Source organism: Bradyrhizobium sp. SZCCHNS3002 (assembly GCF_032377435.1).
Lineage (GTDB): Bacteria > Pseudomonadota > Alphaproteobacteria > Rhizobiales > Xanthobacteraceae > Bradyrhizobium.
Window position 1 is genome coordinate 26,147 of record NZ_JAUHHY010000027.1, and the last position, 22,737, is coordinate 48,883.

Genomic DNA, 22,737 nt, shown 5'->3' on the forward strand with positions numbered 1-22,737 from the left:
AACAACAGGAGGTCGCCCATGACCGATGCCGTCATCGTTTCCACCGCCCGCACGCCGATCGGCAAGGCCTATCGCGGCGCGCTCAATGCCACCGGCGGCGCGACGCTGCTCGGCCACGCCATCGGCGAGGCGGTCAAGCGCGCCAAGGTCGATCCGGCAGAGGTCGAGGATGTCGTGATGGGCGCGGCCTTGCAGCAGGGCTCGACCGGCGGCAACATCGCGCGCAAGGCGCTGCTGCGTGCCGGCCTGCCGGTGTCGGTCGGCGGCACCACGATCGACCGCCAATGCGCCTCCGGTCTGCAGGCGATTGCGCTCGCGGCGCGCTCGGTGATCTTCGACGGTGTCGAGATCGCAGTCGGCGGCGGCGGCGAATCGATCTCGCTGGTCCAGAACGACAAGATGAACAGCTTCCAGGCCACCGATCCGGCGCTGCTCGAGATCAAGGGCGACGTCTACATGCCGATGATCGACACCGCCGAGATCGTCGCCAAGCGCTACGGCATCTCCCGCGAACGGCAGGACGAATATGCGCTGGAGAGCCAGCGCCGCACCGCGGCCGCGCAGCAGGGCGGCAAGTTCAACGACGAGCTGGCGCCGATCACCACCAAGATGGCGGTCACCGATAAGGCCACCGGCAATGTCTCGTTCAAGGACGTCACCTTGTCGCAGGACGAGGGGCCGCGTCCCGAGACGACCGCCGAAGGTCTTGCCGGCCTCAAGGCCGTGCGCGGCGACGGCTTCTCGATCACCGCGGGTAATGCCAGCCAGCTCTCCGACGGCGCCTCGGCCTGCGTCATCATGAGCGACGCCACTGCGGCGAAGCGCGGCCTGCAGCCGCTCGGCATCTTCCGCGGCTTCGTCGCGCATGGCTGCGAGCCCGACGAGATGGGCATCGGCCCGGTGTTCGCGGTGCCGCGCCTGCTCAAGCGCCACGGGCTGACCGTCGACGACATCGGCCTGTGGGAGCTCAACGAGGCGTTCGCCGTGCAGGTGCTGTACTGCCGCGACAAGCTCGGCATCGACCCCGACAAGATCAACGTCAATGGCGGCGCCATCGCGGTCGGCCATCCCTACGGCATGTCGGGCGCGCGGCTCACCGGCCACGCCCTGATCGAAGGCCGCCGCCGCAAGGCCAAGTACGCCGTCGTCACCATGTGCGTCGGCGGCGGCATGGGCGCCGCCGGCCTGTTCGAGGTGCTGCAGTAACGAACGACCGAAATCCCACGCGCAACTCGCGCGGGATTTCACTCGGTGTCGTCCCGGGCAAGCGAAGCGCAGACCCGGGACCCATACCGCGTGATGTTGCTTGGGGCATGACGGCAGATGCCTGTGCTCTCAAACGACCGTCGGTGGTTATGGGTCCCGGCGTTCGCCGGGACGACGGCGGAACAAGACGAACGAACGCGATTCAAACTACACACGGGAGGATCCGATGGATCTTGCATTCACGAAGGAAGAGCAGGCGTTCCGCGAGGAAGTCCGGCAGTTCTTCAAGGACAACGTGCCGCCGGAGACACGGCGGAAGATGATCGAGGGCCGCCATCTGTCGAAGGACGAGATGGTGACCTGGTGGCGCATCCTCAACAAGAAGGGTTGGGGCGTCTCGCACTGGCCGACGGAATATGGCGGCACCGGCTGGACCTCGGTGCAGCACTACATCTTCAACGAGGAGCTGCAGGCCTATCCGGCGCCGCAGCCGCTCGCCTTCGGCGTCAGCATGGTCGGCCCGGTGATCTACACCTTCGGCAACGAGGCGCAGAAGAAGCAGTATCTGCCGCGCATCGCCAATGTCGACGACTGGTGGTGCCAGGGCTTCTCGGAGCCGGGCTCCGGCTCCGACCTGGCCTCGCTGAAGACCAAGGCCGAGCGCCGCGGCGACAAGTGGATCATCAACGGCCAGAAGACCTGGACCACCTTGGCCCAGCACGCCGACATGATCTTCTGCCTGTGCCGCACCGATCCCTCCGCGAAGAAGCAGATGGGCATCTCCTTCATCGTCTTCAGCATGAAGTCGAAGGGCGTCACCGTGCGTCCGATCCAGACCATCGACGGCGGCCACGAGGTCAACGAGGTGTTCTTCGACGACGTCGAGGTACCCTATGAGAACCTGATCGGCGAGGAGAACAAGGGCTGGGACTACGCCAAGTTCCTGCTCGGCAATGAGCGCACCGGAATCGCCCGCGTCGGCGTCTCCAAGGAGCGCATCCGCCGCATCAAGGAGCTCGCCGCCAAGATCGAGGCGGGCGGCCGTCCGGTGCTGGAAGACCCGTCGTTCCGCGAGAAGCTCACCGCGTGCGAGGTCGAGCTCAAGGCGCTGGAGCTGACGCAGCTGCGTGTCGTCGCCGACGAGGGCAAGCACGGCAAGGGCAAGCCCAATCCGGCGTCTTCGGTGCTGAAGATCAAGGGCTCGGAGATCCAGCAGACCACCACCGAGCTGCTGATGGAGGTGATCGGCCCGTTCGCCGCGCCCTACGACATCCATGGCGACGACGACAGCAACGAGACCATGGATTGGACCGCCCAGATCGCGCCGAGCTACTTCAACAACCGCAAGGTCTCGATCTACGGCGGCTCCAACGAGATCCAGCGCAACATCATCGCCAAGGCGGTGCTGGGGCTCTGACCTGTGAGCCGCAGCGCCTCGACAACGCACGCCGTCATGGCCGGGCTTGACCCGGCCATCCACGCGCAGCCCTGCCCGGGCACGACGTGGATGCCCGCGACAAGCGCGGGCATGACGGAGAATGGGGATACTGGAGAGTCAACCAATGGATTTTGATCTCACCGAGGAGCAGCGTCTCCTCAAGGACAGCATCGACGGCCTGCTGGCGGATGCCTATGATTTCGACAAGCGCAAGCTCTACATGAAGGAGAAGGGCGGCTGGAGCCGCGCGATGTGGTCCAAGCTCGCCGAGCAGGGCCTGCTCGGTCTGCCGTTCTCCGAGGAAGACGGCGGCTTCGGCGCCGGCGGCGTCGAGACCATGATCGTGATGGAAGCGATGGGCCGCGCGCTGGTGCTGGAGCCGTATCTCGCCACGGTCGTGCTGGCCGGCGGCTTCCTCCGCCATGGCGGCTCGGCAGCGCAGAAGACGGCGCACCTGCCCGGAATCATCGACGGCAGCAAGACGTTTGCGTTCGCGCAGCTCGAGAAGCAGTCGCGCTACGACCTGTTCGATGTCGTCACCTCCGCCAAGAAGAAGGGCGACGGCTGGGTCATCGACGGCGAGAAGTTCGTCGTGCTCAACGGCGAGAATGCCGACACCCTGATCGTCACCGCGCGCACCTCCGGTGGCCAGCGCGACAAGTCGGGCATCGGCGTGTTCATCGTGCCGGCCGACGCGAAGGGCGTCACCCGCAAGGGCTATCCGACCCAGGACGGCCTGCACGCGGCGGACATCACCTTCACCGGTGTGGAAGTGGGCGCCGACGCCGCGATCGGCGATCCTGCTAACGCTCTGCCGCTGATCGAGCGCGTCGTCGACGAGGCCCGCATCGCACTGTGCGCGGAAGCCGTCGGCCTGATGGACGAGTCGCTCAAGACCACGGTCGAGTACATCAAGACGCGCAAGCAGTTCGGCGTCGCGATCGGCTCGTTCCAGTCGCTGCAGCACCGCGCCTCCGACATGTTCGTCGCGCTGGAGCAGGCCCGCTCGATGTCGATGTTCGCCACCATGGCCGCCGACTTCGACGACGCCAAGGAGCGCGCCACCTCGATCGCCGCGGCCAAGGTGCAGATCGGCAAATCGGCCAAGTTCGTCGGCCAGCAGGCGATCCAGCTCCACGGCGGCATCGGCATGACGATGGAGGCCAAGATCGGCCACTACTTCAAGCGCCTGACCATGATCGAGAGCACCTTCGGTGACACCGACTACCACACGCGCCGCGTCAGCGAGGCGGGTGGGTTGATCTGAGATGGTCCGTCGTTGCCGGGCTTGACCCGGCAACCCATCGCTCCTTGATGATGGATGCGCGGGTCAAGCCCGCGCATGACGAGCGTGAGAGCCTACGCCGGCTCGGTTGTTTTGAGCCGTCATTGCGAGCGTAGCGAAGCAATCCAGGGCGTCACGCGTCGCCCTGGATTGCTTCGTCGCTTCGCTCCTCGCAATGACTCGGAGGACGCAGAATATGATCCCCAATCCCTTCAACCTCTCCGGCCAGGTCGCCGTCATCACCGGCTCGAGCCGTGGCATCGGCCGTGCTTCTGCGGAGCTGCTGGCGCAGCTCGGCGCCAAGGTCGTGATCTCCAGCCGCAAGGCCGACGCCTGCGAGGAAGTGGCAAGCGGCATCCGCGCGAGCGGTGGCGAGGCCCGCGTCATCCCCTGCAACATCTCGCGCCGCGCCGAGGTCGATGCGCTGATCGACGGCGCCGTCAGCCAATACGGCCAGGTCGACATCCTCGTCTGCAATGCTGCGGTCAACCCGTATTACGGTCCGCTGCTTGACATCACCGACGAGGCCTTCGACAAGATCATGGCCTCCAACGTGAAGAGCAATCTCTGGCTCTGCGCCAAGGCGATCCCGCCGATGGCCGCGCGCGGCAAAGGCTCGGTCGTCATCGTCTCCTCGATCGGCGGCCTGCGCGGCTCGACCGTCATCGGCGCCTACGGCATCTCCAAGGCCGCCGACTTCGCGCTGTGCCGCAGCCTCGCCGGCGAATGGGGCCCGCAGGGCGTGCGCATCAACTGCGTCGCGCCGGGCCTGATCAAGACCGACTTCGCCCGCGCGCTGTGGGAGGACGAAGCCCGCCTGAAACAGCGCTGCGCGACGACACCGCTGCGCCGCATTGGCGAGCCTCACGAGATTGCCGGCGCGGTCGCCTATCTTGCGTCCGATGCCTCGACCTTCATGACCGGCCAGACCATCGTGGTCGACGGCGGCGTCACGACGGCGGCGGTGTAGCCTCTCTCAAGGCTGAGTGGCGCGCAGACGTCGGTCTTCACCCTCCCCTGGAGGGCCTGGAGGGGGAGGGCAGGCCCTACACGTGCCGCTCCAGCTTGACCTCGTCGTTCCAATCCGCTTGCTTGTCGGCCCAACGTCGTCAACTCCCGGGAAGAAACCCCATGTCCTTCGTGCTGGCCATCGATCAGGGCACCACGTCCTCGCGCGCGATCGTGTTCCGCTCCGACATCTCGATCGCCGCGGTCGCGCAGCAGGAATTTCCGCAGCATTTCCCGGCCTCGGGCTGGGTCGAGCACGAGCCGGAGGACATCTGGACCTCGACGGTGATGACCTGCCGCGACGCGCTGGAGAAGGCGGGACTGACGGCGAAGGACATCGCGGCGATCGGCATCACCAACCAGCGCGAGACCACCGTGGTGTGGGACCGTGCCACCGGCCAGGCCGTCCACCGTGCCATCGTCTGGCAGGACCGCCGCACCGCCGACATCTGCGCGCGTCTCAAAGCCGAAGGCCATGAGCCGGAGGTCAGCGCGAAGACCGGCCTGATCATCGATCCCTATTTCTCAGGCACGAAGGTCGCCTGGATCCTCGATCACGTGCCGGGCGCGCGCGAGCGCGCCGAGCGTGGCGAGCTGATGTTCGGCACCGTCGACTGTTATTTGCTGTGGCGGCTGACGGGTGGACGGGTCCACGCCACCGATGCCACCAACGCCTCGCGCACGCTGCTGTTCAACATTCACACCGGGCAGTGGGACGACACCTTGCTGAAGCTGCTGCGCGTGCCGCGCTCGATGCTGCCCGAGGTGAAGGACTCCTCGGCCGATTTCGGCACCACCACGCCCGAGCTGTTTGGCGGTCCGATCAAGGTCGCGGGCATCGCCGGCGACCAGCAGGCGGCGACCATCGGCCAGGCCTGCTTCACGCCGGGCATGATGAAGTCCACTTACGGCACCGGCTGCTTCGCGCTGCTCAATACCGGTGCCACGCCGGTGAAATCGAACAACAAGCTGCTGACGACCATCGCCTATCAGCTCGACGGCGTCCGGACCTACGCGCTCGAAGGCTCGATCTTCGTCGCCGGCTCGGCCGTGCAATGGCTGCGCGATGGGCTCGGCATCATCAAGCATGCCGCCGAAACCGGCCCGCTCGCCGACAAGTCCGACTCGATGCAATCGGTCTATCTGGTGCCGGCCTTCGTCGGCCTCGGCGCACCGTATTGGAATCCGCGCGTGCGCGGCGCGCTGTTCGGCCTGACCCGCAACACCGGCCCCGCCGAGCTCGCGCATGCCACGCTGGAGAGCGTGTGCTACCAGACCTACGATCTGTGGGCCGCGATGCGCGCCGACTGGCCCGATGCGTCCGCAGCCACGATCGTGCTGCGCGTCGACGGCGGCATGACCGCATCGGACTGGACCATGCAGCGTCTCGCCGACCTGCTCGACGCACCAGTCGACCGTCCGATGATTCAGGAGACCACCGCGCTCGGCGCCGCTTATCTCGCCGGCCTCAACGCCGGCGTCTATCCGGAGCCGGAAAAGTTCGCCGACAATTGGCGGCTCGAGCACCGCTTCCGGCCGGCGATGAGCGCGGCCACGCGGGAGCGCAAGCTCGCCGGCTGGGCCCGCGCCGTGAAGGGCGTGCTGGCGAGCGACGAGGGCGAGTAGGTGAACGGCATGTCGGTCCCCGACGGCCACTACGACGTTCCACACGGCAAGGTCGCGGCCGTGGTGACCTCGCTGGAAATGGTGGCGCCGCCGGTGTTGCCGCCGGATCCGATCGGCGACTGGAGCATTCGCCGCGTCGCGCAGCCAGATCTCGATTGGTACCGCGACCTCTATGCCCGCGTCGGCTGGGAGTGGCTGTGGTCGCAGCGCACGCGGATGAGCGATGCGGAGCTTGCCAAGACAGTTCGCGCCGACGGAGTCGAGATCTACACCTTGGCGCATGACGGCGGTGACGAAGCCCTGCTGGAGCTCGACTTCCGCAACAAGACCGATTGCGAGCTGGTGCTGTTCGGCGTCACCGACAGGCTGATCGGCACCGGCGCCGGACGCCTGCTGATGAACCATGCGCTGCGCCGCGCCTGGGCGCAGCCGCTGACGCGGCTCTGGGTCCACACCTGCAGCTTCGATCATCCGCGCGCGCTGGCCTTCTACCAGCGCTCCGGCTTCCGCCCCTATCGCCGCCAGATCGAGATCGCCCCCGATCCCCGCCTCGACGGTACCCTGCCGCGTTCTGTCGCCGCGCATGTGCCGCTGCTCGCCTGAACGTGGCAGCTGACAACGGCGCCGAACGGCGCTTCAATGCGCCGCACAGGAGGATAACCGATGTTCCTGATCGGCCAATACGACTCGCCTTTCGTCCGCCGCACCGCGATCGCACTCGAGCTCTACGGCATCCCGTTCGAGCACAAGCCGTGGTCGACCTTCGGCGATGCCGACAAGATCGCGCCGTACAATCCGCTGCTCCGGGTGCCGGTGCTGGTGCTCGATGACGGCGAGGCGCTGATCGATTCGGCGGCGATCCTCGATCACCTCGATGAGGCCGTCGGGCCCGAGCGTGCGATGCTGGCGCGCAGCGGCGCGCCGCGCCGCAGGCAGCTGCATACGATCGCGCTCGCGACCGGTCTCGGCGACAAGGCGGTCAGCCTGATCTATGAGCGCGTGCTGCGCAAGGACCGCCTGGCCCTGTGGGTCGCGCGTTGCGAGACGCAGATCTCCGGCGTGCTGGCGATGCTGGAGGCGGAGCGCGCCGCCGCGACGACGGATTATTGGTATGGCGAGCGCATCGGCCACGCGGACATCGCCGTCGCCTGCGTCCTGCGCTTCACCCGCGAGGCGCATCCGCATCTGTTCGACGCGACGCGTTACCCGGCGCTGGCCACGCACGCCGCCCGCTGTGAGGCGCTGTCGCCATTCCAGGCTTTCGTCCAGCCACTGGCGCCGCCGAGCGGGGATTGAGCTCGTTGGAGCGAGCCGTCGCCCCGGCGATGGTGCGCTCCTTCTCCCGTTCCTCACGGGGAGAGGGGCAGCCGCACGAGAAGTGTCAGCGGAAAGACCTGCACCCCCTCACCCGGATTGTATCTGGCGATGCAATCCGACCTCTCCCCGCAAGCGGGGCGAGGTGCACCGCGCCAGCGGCGAGAGATGTTCTCACCTCAGCCCGCCAAGAGACGCTGTGCAGCCAGGCGCGGAGCGCAGTCGAGCCACCAGCCCTCACGGCCTGAAATACACGTCCACCTTCATGCCCACCGCGAACGGACCCGGCTCGGCGAGATCGACCAGCACTTCCACCACGTCGACATCGGTCATGTTGCGCTGGCTGAGCGCAGCCGTGCGGCTGCTCTCGACCAGCGGGGCGATGGCGGCGACCTTGCCGGCGACGTCGCGGCCCCGGAAGGCGTCGGAGCGGACCACGGCCTGCTGGCCGACCTTGATCTTGTCGAGGTCGCGCTGGTCGAGCTCGGCGCGCACGCGCAGCGAGGACGTATCGCCGAGCAGCACCAGCGGTGGCGTCGTCTGCGGCGAAGCGATCTCGCCGGTGCGCGCATTGACCTGCAGCACCGCGCCGTCGAGCGGCGCGCGGATGGTGAGCTTTTCCAACGTGGCGCGGGCGCCCTGCAGTTCGCTGCGGGCGACGTTGAGCTGGCCCTCGGCGCTGACCGGCAGCGGCGCATCCGCGGTGACCTTGCGCAGTTCGTCGGCCTGCTGCTCCAGCTTCGCCTGCGCGGCTGTCAGTTGCGTGCGTGCGGTGTCGACATCGGCATCGGCGCCGCGCCCGGCGCGCCGCTCGGCCACGGCCTTGTCGAGCGCAACACGCGCGTCGAACACCGCCGCCTGCGCATCGGCGAGGCCGTCTTCGGCGCGGCGCCGCGGACCCGCGCCAGACGGCGTCGACTCCTTGTTGCGCACGCGCTTGCGCATCGCGACCTGCGCCTCGGCGCTGGCGAGCTGCGCGCGGGCTTCGGCGTCGCCGAGCCGCACCAGCGCCTGGCCGGCGAACACGGTCTCGTTCGGCTTGACCAGCACCTCCTGGATCGGCCCGACCACCGGCGCGCCAAGCTTGATCAGGCCGGATGCCGGCTCGACCCGGCCGGGTGCGACGGCCAGCCAGCGTTCCTCCTGGGCATTGGCGGCGCGCGCTGTCGGTGGAATCGAGGTCGGCGTGACGATGATCGCCAATGCAGCCGCGGCGACGAGCCCGAGCAGGTGAGCGCGTTCTGGAATTCCCGATATCATGCGTGCGAGACTTTCTTCATGGACTCGCCGCCGCTCTCCTCGCGGACGATGCGGCCGTCCTCGATGTGGATGACGCGATTGGCAAACGGCAGAATGCGCGGATCGTGCGTCACCACCAGCACCGCGCGCGACGGATCCCTGGCGATATCGGCGAGCAGGGTCATGATCGCCTGGCCGTTGGCGGTATCGAGTGCGCCGGTCGGCTCGTCGGCGAGAATGACCTGCGTCTTGCCGACGATGGCGCGGGCGATCGCGACGCGCTGCTGCTCGCCGCCCGAGAGCTGGCGCGGGAACGACCGCTTCTTCGGGCCGAGGCCGACCCTGTCGAGCACCTCGCGCGCCGCCTTCTTCGCCGCCCGCGCGCGCTCGCCGCGTACGTCGAGCGCGAGCCGGACGTTGTCCTCGGCGTTCAGCGTCGGAAACAGATGATAGGATTGGAAGATGAAGCCGATGCGCTCGCGGCGCAGCTTCGCCAGCGCCTCGGGATCGAGCCCCGCGACCGGCTGGCTGGCAACCCGCACGGTTCCGCCATCCGGCGTCATCAGGCAGCCCAGGATCGACAGCAGCGTCGTCTTGCCGCTGCCCGAGGGACCCATCAGCAGCGCCAGCTCGCCGCCCTTCAGCGACAGGCTCACGCCCTTCAGCGCCTGCACCCGGCCGGCCCCCTGGCCGAGGTGATGCACGAGATCGGTGGCCTCGAGCACGGTCTCGGTCATCGCGAGAACACCAGCGTCGGATCGATGCGCATGACCTTGAGGATCGCCGCGATCGCCGAGCCGATGCACATCGTCACCGTCAGCACGAACAGCGCGACCGTCAGCGCCGGCGTCATGATGACCGGCAGCGCCGATTCCGCCGTCGCCGCCGCCACGATCTTGCCGATGCCGGCGGCTCCGGCGAAGCCGACGATGGCGCTGAGCAGCGCCTGCCAGATGATGACGGTGTAGATGTAGCGGCTGGTCGAGCCGATCGCGCGCAGCGTCGCGAACTCGTTGATATGATCCTTTGTGCTGGAATAGAGCGTCTGCGCCACGATCACAGTGCCGACGATCAGTCCGAGCAGCGCGCCGGCGAACAGCGCCGCGCCGGCGCCGGTGCCGAACAGCCAGAACGAGCGGCTGCGGTTGCGGAACTCGGCTGCGGTGAGCACATCGACATTGCCGAGGTTGTCGCGCAACGCCTGCTGCACCGTGCCGAGATCGGCATCGGGCGTCAGCTTCACCAGCAGATAGGACGCCTTGTTCGGCGCGATGCCGGTATAGGTCCGCGCGCGCTCCACATCGGTAAAAACGTAAGGCGTCGTCGTGAACGAGCGGATGCCCTTGGTCACCGCCATCACCTGCACCTTACGATCGCGCAGCTCCGCGGCCTGCTCGACGCCGGTGATGCCGAGCCGCTCGAAATAGGTCCGGTCGATCGCGACCGCGCCCGGCACCGACAGGTCGTCCAGCCGCCCCTCCACCACGTTCCAGGGATGCAAGCCCAGCCCGCGCAGCTCCGAGCCGACCACGAACACCGGCGTCGTGGTGCCCTGCGGCAGCCGCCATTGCGCGTAGCCGATCACCAGCGGCGTCGCCTCCGCCACGCCGGGAACGGCAAGCGCGCGAAACCGCTGCCGCTCGTCGAGCAGCGAGGGGTCCTCGAAGCATTTGGTTCCGACTGGCATGATCCACAGCTCGGCGGGGGAATGGTCGATCATGGTCGTGACCATGCGGCGGAAGCCGACATAGAGACCCATCTGCACTGTCACCAGCACGATCGAGAAGATGATGCCGATGATGGTCGCGATGAAGCGCAGCCTGTCATGAAACAGGTTTCGCGACGCAAGCCTGAACTGCAACGACATGAACCAAAACCACCCGAAGGCCCCGGGCCTATTTCAGCCGGTTACGGCGGCGATGTCCACGCCGCATCGCCTGGCGGCGACTGTGGCGCCTTGTCATTCGGAGCGGTCGTGGCGCTGGAGACACGGAGGATGGCTCCAACCCTTGGTGTCGCGAACGCCGATGAGAGGCGAGAGCCGTCCGCCACCACGAGGTGTCGTCCCGGCGAACGCAGGGACCCATAACCCCGGAAAGTTGTTGGTGAGCTCGGTCTCCGCGATCGCGTACGACCGATACATCACGCGGTATGGGTCCCTGCGTTCGCCGGGACGACAGTTGTGGGCGTGGTGACTGCGCCGGCTACTTCGCGCCGACCGCCTTCTTGCGCCAGGCCAGATGCACGGCGCAGGTGCAGCCGGCCGGATGACTGGCGAGCTCCGCGGGCGCGGCGTCGTTGGCTGCTGCGGGAGCGGGCGCAGCGGTTGCGCGAGGCGTCTCTGCCTGCTGGCCGCCCCTCGCCGGGATGTAGTTCAGGATCGGCGCCAGCCAGCGCTCGACCTCGGTCACCGTCATGCCCTTGCGCGCGGCGTAGTCCTCGACCTGGTCGCGCTCGATCTTGCCGACGCCGAAATAGAAGCTCTCCGGCGAGGCGAAATAGAGGCCCGAGACCGACGAGCCCGGCCACATCGCAAAGCTCTCGGTCAAGCGGACGCCGGCATTCTTCTCGGCATCGAGCAGCTCGAACAAGGTCGCCTTCTCGGTGTGGTCGGGCTGCGCCGGATAGCCGGGGGCCGGGCGGATGCCCTGATACTTCTCCAGGATCAGGTCATCGGCGGAGAGCGCCTCGTCCGGGGCGTAGGCCCAGAACTCGCGGCGGACGCGGGCATGCAGGCGTTCGGCAAAGGCTTCGGCGAGGCGGTCGGCCAGTGCCTTGACCAGGATCGAGGAGTAGTCGTCATTGGCGTTCTTGAAGCGGTCGGCGACGGCGTCCTCGCCGAGGCCCGTCGTGACGACGAAGCCGCCGACATAGTCCGGCACGCCGGCATCCACAGGCGCGACGAAATCGGACAACGCGGTGTTGAAGCGGCCCTCGCGCTTCTCGAGTTGCTGCCGCAGCGTGTGCAGCGTCGCGATCTCCTGGGTGCGGCCGTCGTCGGCATAGAGCACGATGTCGTCGCCGACGGCGTTCGCCGGCCAGAAGCCGATCACGGCGCGCGCTGTGAACCACTTCTCGTCGACGATGCGCTCGAGCATCTTCAGCGCGTCGTCATACAGCGCCCGCGCGGCCTCGCCGACCTTGGCATCGTCGAGGATGCCAGGAAAACGACCGGCGAGCTCCCAGGTCTGGAAGAACGGAGTCCAGTCGATATAGGGCACGAGCTCGGCGAGGTCATAGTCGACGAACGTCTTGGTGCCGAGGAAGGTCGGCTTCACCGGCTTCGCTTTGGCGAAGTCGATCTTCGGCGCGTTGGCGCGGGCGTCCGCGAGCTTCAGCCGCTTCTTGTCGGCCTGGCCGCGCAGATGCGCCGCGGCGATCTTCTGATACTCGCTGCGAACCTCCGTGGCGTAGGCATCCTTGCGCTCCGGCGACAGCAGTGAGGAGGCGACGCCGACGGCGCGGCTGGCGTCGTTGACGTGAACGACCGGGCCATTCTGGTAGTTCGGATCGATCTTGACCGCAGTATGGACGCGGCTCGTCGTGGCGCCGCCGATCAGCAGCGGCACATTGAGACCCTGGCGCTCCAGCTCGGACGCCAGATACGCCATCTCGTCGAGCGAAGGCGTGATCAGGCCGGACAGGCCGACGATGTCGGCGTTCTCGGCCTTCGCCGTCTCGATGATCCTGGCCGCGGGCACCATGACGCCGAGGTCGATGACCTCGAAATTGTTGCACTGGAGCACGATGCCGACGATGTTCTTGCCGATGTCGTGCACGTCGCCCTTGACGGTGGCGAGCACGATCTTGCCGGCGTTGGAGCGCTCATTGCCGCGGCCCTTGTTGGCGGCCTTCTCCGCCTCCATGAACGGCATCAGATAGGCGACCGCCTGCTTCATCACGCGCGCCGACTTCACCACCTGCGGCAGGAACATCTTGCCGTCGCCGAAGAGGTCGCCGACCACGTTCATGCCGGCCATCAGCGGGCCTTCGATGACGTCGAGCGGCCGGGTCGCGGCAGCGCGGGCCTCTTCGGTGTCCACATCGATGAACTCGGTGATCCCATGCACCAGCGCGTGGCTCAGCCGCTTGCCGACCGGCCATTCGCGCCACGCGAGATCGGCCTCCTTGGTCTGCTTGCCCTGGCCGCGAAACTTCTCTGCCAGCGCTAGCAGCCGCTCGGAGGCGCCGGGGTCGCGGTTGAGCACGACGTCCTCGCACACCTGGCGCAGCTCCGGATCGATGTCGTCATAGACGATCATCTGACCGGCATTGACGATGCCCATGTCCATGCCCGCCTTGATGGCGTGATACAGGAACACCGAATGCATGGCTTCGCGCACCGGCTCGTTGCCGCGGAACGAGAAGGAGAGATTGGACACGCCGCCGGAAATGTGGGCATGCGGCAGGTTCTGGCGGATCCAGCGCGTCGCCTCGATGAAGTCGACGCCGTAGTTGTTGTGCTCTTCCAGCCCGGTCGCGATCGCGAAGATGTTCGGATCGAAGATGATGTCTTCCGGTGGGAAGCCGACCGTCTCGACCAGGATCTTGTAGGCGCGGGCGCAGATCTCGGTCTTGCGCTTGTAGGTGTCGGCCTGGCCGGTCTCGTCGAACGCCATCACGACGACCGCGGCGCCGTGGCGGCGCGCGATCTTGGCTTCGTGGATGAACTTCTCCTCGCCTTCCTTGAGCGAGATCGAGTTCACCACCGGCTTGCCCTGGACGCATTTCAGGCCGGCCTCGATGACGTGGAATTTCGAGGAGTCGACCATCACGGGCACGCGGGCGATGTCCGGCTCCGCGGCGACGAGGTTGAGGAAGGTCCGCATCGCGGCTTCCGAATCGAGCAGGCCCTCGTCCATGTTGACGTCGATGACCTGGGCGCCGTTCTCGACCTGGTCGCGCGCGACCTGCAGCGCCGCGGTGTAGTCGCCGGCGGTGATCAGCTTGCGGAATTTCGCCGAGCCGGTGACGTTGGTGCGCTCGCCGACATTGACGAAGGGAATGGCGGGCGTCAGCTCGAACGGCTCCAGGCCCGACAGCCGCAGCCGCGGCGCGATCTCGGGCACGGCGCGCGGCTTGTGCGGGGCAACGGCGGCGGCGATCGCGGCGATATGGTCGGGGGTGGTGCCGCAGCAGCCGCCGACGATGTTGACGAGGCCGGCCGACGCGAACTCGCCGATCAGTCGCGCCATGTAGGCCGGCGTCTCGTCATACTGGCCGAACTCGTTGGGCAGGCCGGCATTGGGATAGGCGCAGACCAGCGTGTCGGCGACGCGGCCGATGTCGGCGACATGCGCGCGCAGATCCTCGGCGCCGAGCGCACAGTTGAAGCCGATGGTCAGCGGCTTGGCATGACGGACCGAATTCCAGAACGCCTCCGGCATCTGGCCCGAGAGCAGGCGGCCGGACTTGTCGGTGATGGTGCCCGAGATCATCACGGGCACGTCGATGCCGCGCTCCTCGCAGAGCTCGGCGATGGCGTACAGCGCCGCCTTGGCGTTGAGCGTGTCGAAAATGGTCTCGAGCAGCAGGATGTCGGCGCCGCCATCCAAGAGCCCGCGCGCCTGCTCGCCATAGGCGAGCCGGAGATCGTCGAAGGTCACGGCGCGGTAGCCGGGGTTCGACACGTCAGGCGAGATCGAGGCGGTGCGGTTGGTCGGACCCATCGCGCCGGCAACGAAGCGCTGTTTGCCGTCCTCGGCGGCGACGCGGGTCGCGGCATTGCGCGCGAGCCGGGCGCCCTCGCGGTTGAGCTCGTAGATGATGTCGGAGAGGTCGTAATCGGCCTGCGCGATCGAGGTCGCCGAGAACGTATTGGTGGCGACGATATCGGCCCCGGCGCGCAGATATTGCGCGTGGATGTCCTCGATGGCGTCGGGCTGGGTGAGGATCAGCAGGTCGTTGTTGCCGCGGAGGTCGCGATGGAAGTCGCGGAACCGCTCACTGCGGAAGGCGGCCTCGTCGAGCTGCAGCGCCTGGATCATCGTGCCCATGGCGCCGTCGAGAATCAGGATGCGCTCGCGGGCAGCGGCAAGGAAGGCGGTACGCGCTCGAGATACAGGGGCGGACATCAGGCGGCAGCCTTGTTGGCGGACTTCGGACGGATGCCGAGCAGATGGCTGATCGCGAACACGAGGTCGGCGCGGTTCATGGTGTAGAAATGGAAGGTGTCGACGCCATGCTTGGCGAGCTTTTGCACCTGGCCTGCGGCGACGGTCGCCGCGACCAGCTTGCGGGTCTCGGGATCGTCGTCGAGACCGTCGAATTTTTCGGCCAGCCAGTCCGGCACCGTCGTGCCGGCGCGGGTCACGAAGCCGCGCGCCTGCTTGAAATTGTGCATCGGCATGATGCCGGGCACGATCGGGATCGTGATGCCGCGGGCGCGGACACGGTCGAGGTAGCGGAAGTAGAGATCGTTGTCGAAGAACACCTGGGTGATGGCGCGGGTGGCGCCGGCGTCGACCTTGGCCTTGAGCATGTCGATGTCGGCGTCGAAGTCGCGGCTCTCGGGGTGCTTCTCCGGATAGGCCGAGACCGAGACCTCGATATCGGGATGGCGCTTCTTGATGCCGGCGATCAGCTCGGGCGAGCTCTGATAGCCTTCGGCATGGGTGTAGTAGGGCGTGCCGATGCCGCCGGGCGGATCGCCGCGCAGCGCCACAATGTGGCGGACGCCGACCTCGTGATAGCGGTCGACGACCTCGTCGATCTCGTGGCGCGAAGCGCCGACGCAGGTGAGATGCGCCGCCGGCAGCAGCGCGGTTTCCTTCAGGATGCGCGCGATCGTGGCGTGGGTGCGCTCGCGCGTCGAGCCGCCGGCGCCATAGGTCACCGAGACGAAGCTCGGCTCCAGCGGGGCGAGGCGCTCGATCGAGGCCCACAGCGTCCGGTCCATCTCCTCGGTCTTCGGCGGGAAGAACTCGAACGAGATCTTCGGCCGGGGAATCGCGGTGTGGCCGTCGGCAATGGCGGTGGCGAGGTCGGTCATGGCAACGCAGGTTCCGGCTGGGGCGTAAATTTCAACTCAAGAGGGGATCGGCCTCTGGATGTGCCAAGATAAGGGAAGGGCGCTGCAATAAACAGCCCACCAGAAATGGGATTTGGCCCACTGATATGGCAAGAAGCGGATTTTTGAGGAGCTATTGGAAATGCAGAGTGGGACGATAAAGGTAAACAATATCAAAGGTTATCGATTATGGCGAAGGGGTTTTTATCAATTCTGAATGTGGGATAGTTTGGTTTCGTTGATGTATACAATCGTATTGTCCCAACATTAGGTCCAGCCATCCACTGCATTTCCGGCAGGTCACCATCGCTTCCAGCCCATTGTGGCGCGCCTCGCAGTCATTAGGTTGAAGCCATGATCCCGATTTCAGTCCTCGACCTCTCCGTCACCACCACCGCCACGCCGGCGTCAGTGGCGCTGCGTAACAGCATCGACCTGGCCCGTCACGTCGATCAGCTCGGCTACGTCCGCTACTGGCTGGCCGAGCACCACAGCCTGCCGTCGGTGGCGAGCCCGTCGCCCGACATCATGATTGGGCAGATCGCGGCAGCGACGCAGCACATCCGCGTCGGCTCCGGCGGCGTGATGCTGCCCAACCATGCGCCGCTGGTGGTCGCGGAGCGCTTCAAGATGCTGGAGGCACTGTTTCCCGGCCGGATCGATCTCGGCCTGGGCCGCGCGCCCGGCACCGACGGCACCACGGCCTATGCGCTGCGCAGCCGGCTCGACCGTCGTGAGGGCGATGACTTCCTGGAGCGGCTGCATGAGCTGATGCTGTGGGAGACCCGCGAGTTCCCCGCCGGCCATCCCTACAACAACGTGATCGCCATGCCCGATGATGCGCCGCTGCCGCCGATCTGGCTGCTCGGCTCCAGCGACTATTCCAGCGAGCTGGCGGCGCAGCTCGGCATGGGGTTCGGCTTCGCGCATCATTTCGCGAGCCACGATGCCGTGGATGCGATGCGAACCTACCGCGCGCATTTCACACCGTCGCGCTGGCGCTCGCAGCCGCATGCGATCCTGGCAGTCGCAGTGGTGACAGCCGAGACCGACGCCGAGGCCGAGCGGCTGGCGTCGTCGATGGACCTCAACCGCTTGCGGCGCGACCGCGGCCAGTTCCTGCCGCTGCCGAGCCCGGAGGAAGCGGCGGCGTACATGTATACAGACGCGGACCGGGCCTCGATCGCGCGCAACCGCTCGCGGCTGTTCGTGGGCGCGCCGGCGACGGTGCGGGCCAAGCTCGATCCGATGATCGCAGCGAGCCAGGCCGACGAGCTGATGGTGATCACCGCGATCTACGATCACGACGCCCGCAAGCGCTCCTACAGCCTGCTCGCCGACGCCTTCGGCCTCGAGCGGAAGGCGGCGGCATAAGCAGGACGGCGCTGGTCTCACCATGTGATCAGCGGCGCGCGATGCAGAAAGCTGTCGTCGCTCACCTGGTCCACCACGAAGCGCGCGACGTCGGCCCGCGCAATCGTGCCGCCGTGAAAGCCGGCGAGATCCGTCAGTGCACGCAGCTTCTGCCCGCCAGGCTTGTCGTTCAGCATGGCGGGGCGAACGATGAGCCAATCGAGCCCGCTGTCGCGAATGACGGCCTCCTGCCGGTTCTTGTCCGCGTAGACGTTGCGCAGCAGCAGCGGCAGGATCAGCCGGTCGTAGACGAAGCCGCCATGGCCGCGGCTGTCGCCGGCGCCGATGCCGGTGATGGCGACCAGACGCGCGACATGCTCGGCCTTCATCGCGTTGACGAGCGCGCGCGTCGAGGTCGAGAGCGTCGTGACCTCGCGGAATGGACTGAGCGGTGTGCCCAGTGAGCTGATCACGGCGTTCTGTCCCTTGAGCGCCTTGCGCAGCGTAGCTTCGTCGCGGGCATCGCCGACGATCAATTGCGCGCCTTGCAGATCCCCGGCCCTCTCCGGCGAGCGCACCAGCGCGGTGACGTGATGGCCGCGCGCCAGCGCGTCGCGCACGATCAGCCGTCCGGTGCCGCCGGTCGCGCCGAGCACGAGGATGTTGGGCTTCATGGTGACGCCATCGTTCGTTTGATTGGTCATGATGACCTCCTTGGATTGCGCGGGACGCTCTCATGGAGACGTCCCGCAGACGCATGGGGTGTGCCGTCAGGCGACGGTCGCGCTCTCGGCGACGAAGTCGCGATAGGAGCGCAAGGGGCGGCCGAGCAGCGCGGTCAGGCGGGCGACGTCGCCATCGTCCGGCACCATGCCGTCGGTCTGAAAGCGCTCGCTCATCAGCCGCATGTCGAACGCCATCCAGCTCGGCATGAGCTGCCGCAGGTTGGTCTCGAAGCCCGCGGTGTTGTCGCCGCCATAGCCGATCGGACGCCCCAGCACCTCGGACCAGACAGCGGCGGCATCGGCGCCGTTCAGCGTGTCGGGGCCGACAAGGTTGATCCGCGTCAGCGGCAGCGGCGTCGAGGATTGCTCGCGGCGGATCAGATCGATGGCCGCGATCTCGCCGATGTCACGGGCATCGATCATGGCGAGGCCTTTGCTGCCGATCGGCATCGGGTACACGCCGTAGCCGCGCACGACGTCCCTGATCGTGAGATCGTTGTTCATGAAGTAGGCCGGCCGCAGGATGGTGGCGTGGAGGCCCATCTGCTCGATCATCCGCTCGACGGCGAACTTGCCGGCGAAGTGCGGCACGTTGACGTAGACGTCGCTGTGGATCACCGAGAGATAGACGATCCGCTCGATGCCGGCCTCGCGAGCGATGTTGAGCGCGACCAGCGCCTGGGTGAATTCGTCTGATGTGACGGCGTTGAGCAGAAACAGCGTCGAGACGCCAGAGAACGCGCCGCGGAGCGAATCGATGTCGAGCAGGTCGCCTTGGGCGATCTGAACGCCCGCTGGAAAGTTGGCCTTGGCGGGATCGCGGACGAGGGCGCGGACATCGGCGCCGCGCTTGACGAGCTGTTCGACGACGCGGCGGCCGACATTTCCAGTGGCGCCGGTCACGAGGATGGTCATGGGGATCACTCCGGGTTGGCTTGTTGGGACACCCGGAAGATATTGATCCACACGCGAGCCAATAGACGCTATATCTGGACAGGTCGTCTCACTGGTGGAACGGATGGATCTGCTTGCGCTCGCCGATTTCAACCTCGTCGCCCGCCACGGCGGCTTCGGCCGTGCCGCCCGCGCCAGCGGTCGTCCCAAGGCGACGCTGTCCCGCCGGGTCGGCGAGCTGGAAGCGAGCCTGGATCTCAGGCTCATCGAGCGCGGCGGACGCGCGCTGAAGCTGACCGAGGAGGGGCGGGCGCTGTTCGAGCGCGCGGGGGCGCTGCTGACCGAGCTCGACGAGACGGTCGCCGCCATTTCCTCCGGCGGCGACAAGCCGCGCGGCCGGTTGCGGATCAGTGCGCCGCTGCTGTTCTCGCAGACCGCGATGGGCAAGCTCGCCGCCGCGTTCGCGCTCCGATATCCCGAGGTCCGGCTGGACGTGACCACCGACGACCGCACCGTCGACATGGTCGAGGAAGGCTATGACCTGGTGATCCGGGTCAATCCCGATCCCGATGAAAGCCTGGTTGGACGCATCTTCCTGCGCGACCGACTGGTGGTCGTGGCGAGCCCAGGCCTGACGCGGCCGGCGGATCACGCCGTCGTTCCAGCGGTCGTGCGCGGCAGCGATCAGAACGCAGTCTGGGAGGTGAAAGGGCCGGCGGAACGATCGCGCATCGCGTTCGACCCCATCCTGCGCCTGTCGTCGCTGATCATGGTCCGCGATGCGGTCCGCGCCGGCGTCGGCGCCGCTTGCCTGCCGCTGTCGCTCGTCAGCCACGATCTGGCGGCCGGCCGGCTGGCGCATTGGGGCGATCTGGACGCGCCCGCCATCGCGCTGTGGACGCTCTATCCATCGCGCCGGCTGCTGAGCGCGCGCGTCTCCGCCTTCCTCGACTTCCTGAAGGAGGCGTTCCCGACGGGAACGCCCGCTGAGCTGGCGGCCTATATCGAAGCGTGAGCCCCGATCACTCCATCCGCTCGCTGAACGTCGCGCGGAACGGATGCGCCGGATAGACGCCGACGATGCGCAGCTCGCGCGAGAAGAACTTCAGCTCCTCCAGCGCGAAGGCCAGCCCCTTGTCGTTGGGATGGCCGTCGACGTCGGCGTAGAACTGCGTGGCGAAGAAATTGCCGTCGACCATGTAGCTCTCGAGCTTGGTCATGTTGACGCCGTTGGTGGCGAAGCCGCCGAGCGCCTTGTACAGCGCGGCCGGCAGGTTGCGGACGCGGAACACGAAGCTCGTCACCAGCGGACCGGAATTCTGCTCGGCCCACTGCTCCTGGCGCGCCAGCACGACGAAGCGGGTGGTGTTGTGGGCCTCGTCCTCGATGTCCTCGGCGAGGATGTCGAGGCCGTAGATCTCGGCGGCCAGCCGCGAGGCGATCGCCGCCACGCTCTTGTCGCCGCGCTGCGAGACGTCCCGCGCGCTGCCCGCGGTGTCGCCGGCGACGATCGGCCGGACGCCGAGCTGGCGGATGATGCGGCGGCACTGGCCGAGCGCGTGGACATGGCTCTCGACCGTCTTGATGTCGGCGAGCTTGGTGCCCTTCAGCGCCATCAGCTGGTGGCGCACCGGCAGGAACCATTCGCCGATGATGTAGAGGCCAGAGGCCGGCAGCAGATGGTGGATGTCGGCGACGCGGCCTGCGACCGAGTTCTCGATCGGGATCATGCCGAGATCGGCCTCGCCGGAGGAGATCGCGCTCAGCGCGTCCTCGAAGGTCGCGCAGGGCATGGCCTCGGCGGTCGGATAGGCCTCGGAGATGGCGATGTGGGAATTGGCTCCCGGCTCGCCCTGGAATGCGATTTTCAAGATCTTGCTCATGGTGGGCCTTCTAGCAGCTCAAGCCTTTGTCAATTAAGCCTTGGACAGCAGCCGGCGTGCGGTTTCGAGGTCGGCCGCGGTGTCGACGCCGCGCGGCACGGCGTCGACCACCATCACGTCGATGCGCATGCCGTCCTCCAGCGCCCGCAGCTGTTCCAGCTTCTCCTGCTGCTCCAGCGGCGATGGCGGCAGGCTGACGAAGCGCTCCAGCGCCGCCCTGCGGTAGGCGTAGAGGCCGATGTGATGGTACCTCGGTCCGTCGCCATGCGGCGCCGTGGCCCGGGTGAAATACAGCGCGCGCAGGCGCCGTCCACCGACAGGCGAGCCGACCGCCTTGACGACGTTCGGGTTGAGGCTCTCCTCCTCGGTATGGATCTGCGCGGCAAGGGTCGCGATGTCGACCGCGGGATCCTCGAGCGGCGGCAGCACGTCGCTGATATTCTGCGGGTCGATGGTCGGGAAATCGCCCTGCAGGTTGACCACGATCTCGGCCTCGCGGGCAGGGTCGAGCTTGCACATGGCCTCGTAGATGCGGTCTGACCCCGAGGGATGATCCGGCCTGGTCATGACCACCTCGCCGCCCGCGGCAGCGACGGCCGCAGCAATCTCCGGCGTGTCCGTTGCCACGGCCACCCGGCCGATTCCCGCCTCCTGCGCGCGCCGGAGCACCTGCACGATCATCGGCTGGCCGGCGATGTCGAGCAGCGGCTTACCGGGCAGGCGGGTCGAGGCCATGCGGGCCGGGATCAGCACGAGGATTTTGGACTTGGTCATCCGGGAAACGGCAGGTCGGAGCCGGTCGCAACAGCGCGGGCCGGGCTTGATGGGGACAGCGAAAGCGGCCCGCTTATACGGGTTGCCAGAGCACGGGCAAACCGATATCTCACTTCTGCCGCAGGGGGAGGCGCGACGGCTCGATTCCGCTCGATGCCTTCACGAGTCCTTTCTCGAATCCTGGGGCGACTCACGGTCGCGGCCCCGCGGCCCCCAAGCAATGAAATCCGCCCTCGGAGCCTGATTCCAAAATGGACTCCTTCGAACTGAACAAAATCCTCGGCGCCGTCCTGGCCGCCTGTCTGGTCGTGCTGGTCACGAGCTTTTCCGCCGGCGCGCTGTTCGCGCCGAAAATGCCGGAGAAGCCGGGTTTCGAGATCGCGGTGAAGGAGGCCGAGGGCGCAGGCAAGGAAGCCGCTGCGCCGGCCGCGGCCGAGCCGATCGAGAAGCTGCTGCAGACCGCCTCGGTCGAGAAGGGCGCTGCCGCTGCCAAGAAGTGCGCGGCCTGCCACACCTTCGACAAGGGCGGCAAGAATGCCGTCGGCCCCAACCTCTACGGCATCGTCGGCGACAAGATCGGCGAAGGCCGCGGCTTCAAATTCTCGGCAGCGATGGCGGCCAAGGGCGGCACCTGGACGATCGAGGAACTCAACCACTTCATCACCAATCCGAAGGGTTACATCCCGGGCACCGCGATGGGGTTTGCCGGCATCCAGAAGGACTCGGAGCGCGCCGACGTGCTGGCCTATCTGAACTCGCTGTCGGACAACCCGGCGCCGCTGCCGACCGCAGCCAAGTGATCCGCTGCAGACCTCCAGTTTCCGACGGCCGGGCCCCAAGCCCGGCCGTTTTGCTTTGCGGGGCGAATTTCGCCGCATTTGGGACCTTTGGTCGCATCCACCTCGTTCACAACCCGGTATCATGAGGAAAAAGCAAGGTTATTGGTCGAAACCTTGCCGTATATTGGTCCCCTGAATGGAACG

At 67.0% G+C, this 22,737-nt stretch carries 19 protein-coding genes; 10 read left to right on the forward strand and 9 right to left on the reverse strand.

The features are described 5' to 3' along the window. Positions 1–18: 18 nt before the first annotated feature. From QW845_RS33330 to QW845_RS33360, 7 genes are all read left to right on the forward strand, one after another. Positions 19–1,206 (forward strand): acetyl-CoA C-acyltransferase, encoded by a 1,188-nt coding sequence (locus QW845_RS33330; RefSeq protein ID WP_315805746.1) that lies wholly within the window; start codon positions 19–21, stop codon positions 1,204–1,206. 226 nt (positions 1,207–1,432) lie between these two features. Continuing rightward, complete coding sequence (gene pimC / locus QW845_RS33335; protein WP_315805747.1) at positions 1,433–2,623, forward strand: pimeloyl-CoA dehydrogenase large subunit; 1,191 nt, start codon at positions 1,433–1,435, stop codon at positions 2,621–2,623. 145 nt (positions 2,624–2,768) lie between these two features. Next, positions 2,769–3,911: a pimeloyl-CoA dehydrogenase small subunit gene (gene pimD / locus QW845_RS33340; protein ID WP_315805748.1), complete on the forward strand. Its 1,143-nt coding sequence runs from the start codon at positions 2,769–2,771 to the stop codon at positions 3,909–3,911. A 214-nt stretch (positions 3,912–4,125) separates the two neighbouring features. After that, positions 4,126–4,899, forward strand: coding sequence for an SDR family oxidoreductase (locus QW845_RS33345; RefSeq protein WP_315805749.1), 774 nt, complete (start codon positions 4,126–4,128; stop codon positions 4,897–4,899). Between the two features lie 161 nt (positions 4,900–5,060). After that, positions 5,061–6,563, forward strand: a complete 1,503-nt coding sequence (glpK, locus tag QW845_RS33350; RefSeq protein ID WP_315805750.1) for a glycerol kinase GlpK — start codon at positions 5,061–5,063, stop codon at positions 6,561–6,563. Positions 6,564–6,572: 9 nt separating this feature from the next. Continuing rightward, positions 6,573–7,166, forward strand: a complete 594-nt coding sequence (locus tag QW845_RS33355) for a GNAT family N-acetyltransferase (protein ID WP_315805751.1) — start codon at positions 6,573–6,575, stop codon at positions 7,164–7,166. Between the two features lie 60 nt (positions 7,167–7,226). Further along, positions 7,227–7,859, forward strand: coding sequence for a glutathione S-transferase family protein (locus tag QW845_RS33360; RefSeq protein WP_315805752.1), 633 nt, complete (start codon positions 7,227–7,229; stop codon positions 7,857–7,859). 255 nt (positions 7,860–8,114) lie between these two features. Here the strand turns inward: QW845_RS33360 and QW845_RS33365 are convergent, their stop codons facing one another. From QW845_RS33365 to metF, 5 genes are all read right to left on the reverse strand, one after another. Then, on the reverse strand, positions 8,115–9,137 hold the full coding sequence (locus QW845_RS33365; protein ID WP_315805753.1) for an HlyD family secretion protein: 1,023 nt from the start codon (positions 9,135–9,137) through the stop codon (positions 8,115–8,117). After that, positions 9,134–9,853 carry an ABC transporter ATP-binding protein gene (locus QW845_RS33370; protein ID WP_315805754.1) on the reverse strand — a complete coding sequence of 240 codons (720 nt, stop codon included), beginning with the start codon at positions 9,851–9,853 and terminating at the stop codon, positions 9,134–9,136. The genes QW845_RS33365 and QW845_RS33370 overlap by 4 nt, the downstream gene beginning before the upstream one ends. Further along, the gene (locus tag QW845_RS33375; RefSeq protein ID WP_315805755.1) at positions 9,850–10,983 is read right to left on the reverse strand and encodes an ABC transporter permease; all 1,134 of its coding nucleotides are present in this window, start codon (positions 10,981–10,983) and stop codon (positions 9,850–9,852) included. The genes QW845_RS33370 and QW845_RS33375 overlap by 4 nt, the downstream gene beginning before the upstream one ends. 337 nt (positions 10,984–11,320) lie before the next feature. Beyond that, positions 11,321–15,190: a methionine synthase gene (metH, locus tag QW845_RS33380; protein WP_315805756.1), complete on the reverse strand. Its 3,870-nt coding sequence runs from the start codon at positions 15,188–15,190 to the stop codon at positions 11,321–11,323. Next, positions 15,190–16,107: a methylenetetrahydrofolate reductase [NAD(P)H] gene (metF, locus tag QW845_RS33385; RefSeq protein WP_315805757.1), complete on the reverse strand. Its 918-nt coding sequence runs from the start codon at positions 16,105–16,107 to the stop codon at positions 15,190–15,192. The genes metH and metF overlap by 1 nt, the downstream gene beginning before the upstream one ends. A gap of 372 nt (positions 16,108–16,479) precedes the next feature. On the opposite strand from metF, the gene QW845_RS33390 reads away from it, so the two are divergent. Next, complete coding sequence (locus QW845_RS33390; RefSeq protein WP_315805758.1) at positions 16,480–17,499, forward strand: LLM class flavin-dependent oxidoreductase; 1,020 nt, start codon at positions 16,480–16,482, stop codon at positions 17,497–17,499. 17 nt (positions 17,500–17,516) lie between these two features. On the opposite strand, the gene QW845_RS33395 is transcribed toward QW845_RS33390, so the two are convergent. Together QW845_RS33395 and QW845_RS33400 are read right to left on the reverse strand one after the other, a co-directional pair. Beyond that, the gene (locus tag QW845_RS33395; RefSeq protein ID WP_315805759.1) at positions 17,517–18,182 is read right to left on the reverse strand and encodes an SDR family oxidoreductase; all 666 of its coding nucleotides are present in this window, start codon (positions 18,180–18,182) and stop codon (positions 17,517–17,519) included. Between the two features lie 66 nt (positions 18,183–18,248). Continuing rightward, a complete protein-coding gene (locus QW845_RS33400) occupies positions 18,249–19,118 on the reverse strand; it encodes an NmrA/HSCARG family protein (RefSeq protein WP_315805760.1) in 870 nt (289 codons plus the stop codon). Positions 19,119–19,221: 103 nt separating this feature from the next. Between QW845_RS33400 and QW845_RS33405 the strand changes: the two genes are divergently transcribed. Next, positions 19,222–20,112: a LysR family transcriptional regulator gene (locus QW845_RS33405; RefSeq protein ID WP_315805761.1), complete on the forward strand. Its 891-nt coding sequence runs from the start codon at positions 19,222–19,224 to the stop codon at positions 20,110–20,112. Between the two features lie 7 nt (positions 20,113–20,119). Here the strand turns inward: QW845_RS33405 and QW845_RS33410 are convergent, their stop codons facing one another. Beyond that, the gene (locus tag QW845_RS33410; protein WP_315805762.1) at positions 20,120–20,980 is read right to left on the reverse strand and encodes a prephenate dehydratase; all 861 of its coding nucleotides are present in this window, start codon (positions 20,978–20,980) and stop codon (positions 20,120–20,122) included. Between the two features lie 33 nt (positions 20,981–21,013). Beyond that, the gene (locus QW845_RS33415; RefSeq protein ID WP_315805763.1) at positions 21,014–21,754 is read right to left on the reverse strand and encodes a 3-deoxy-manno-octulosonate cytidylyltransferase; all 741 of its coding nucleotides are present in this window, start codon (positions 21,752–21,754) and stop codon (positions 21,014–21,016) included. Positions 21,755–22,005: 251 nt separating this feature from the next. Here QW845_RS33415 and QW845_RS33420 point away from each other — a divergent pair, with 251 nt between their 5' ends. Further along, complete coding sequence (locus QW845_RS33420) at positions 22,006–22,554, forward strand: c-type cytochrome (protein WP_315805764.1); 549 nt, start codon at positions 22,006–22,008, stop codon at positions 22,552–22,554. Positions 22,555–22,737 lie beyond the last annotated feature (183 nt).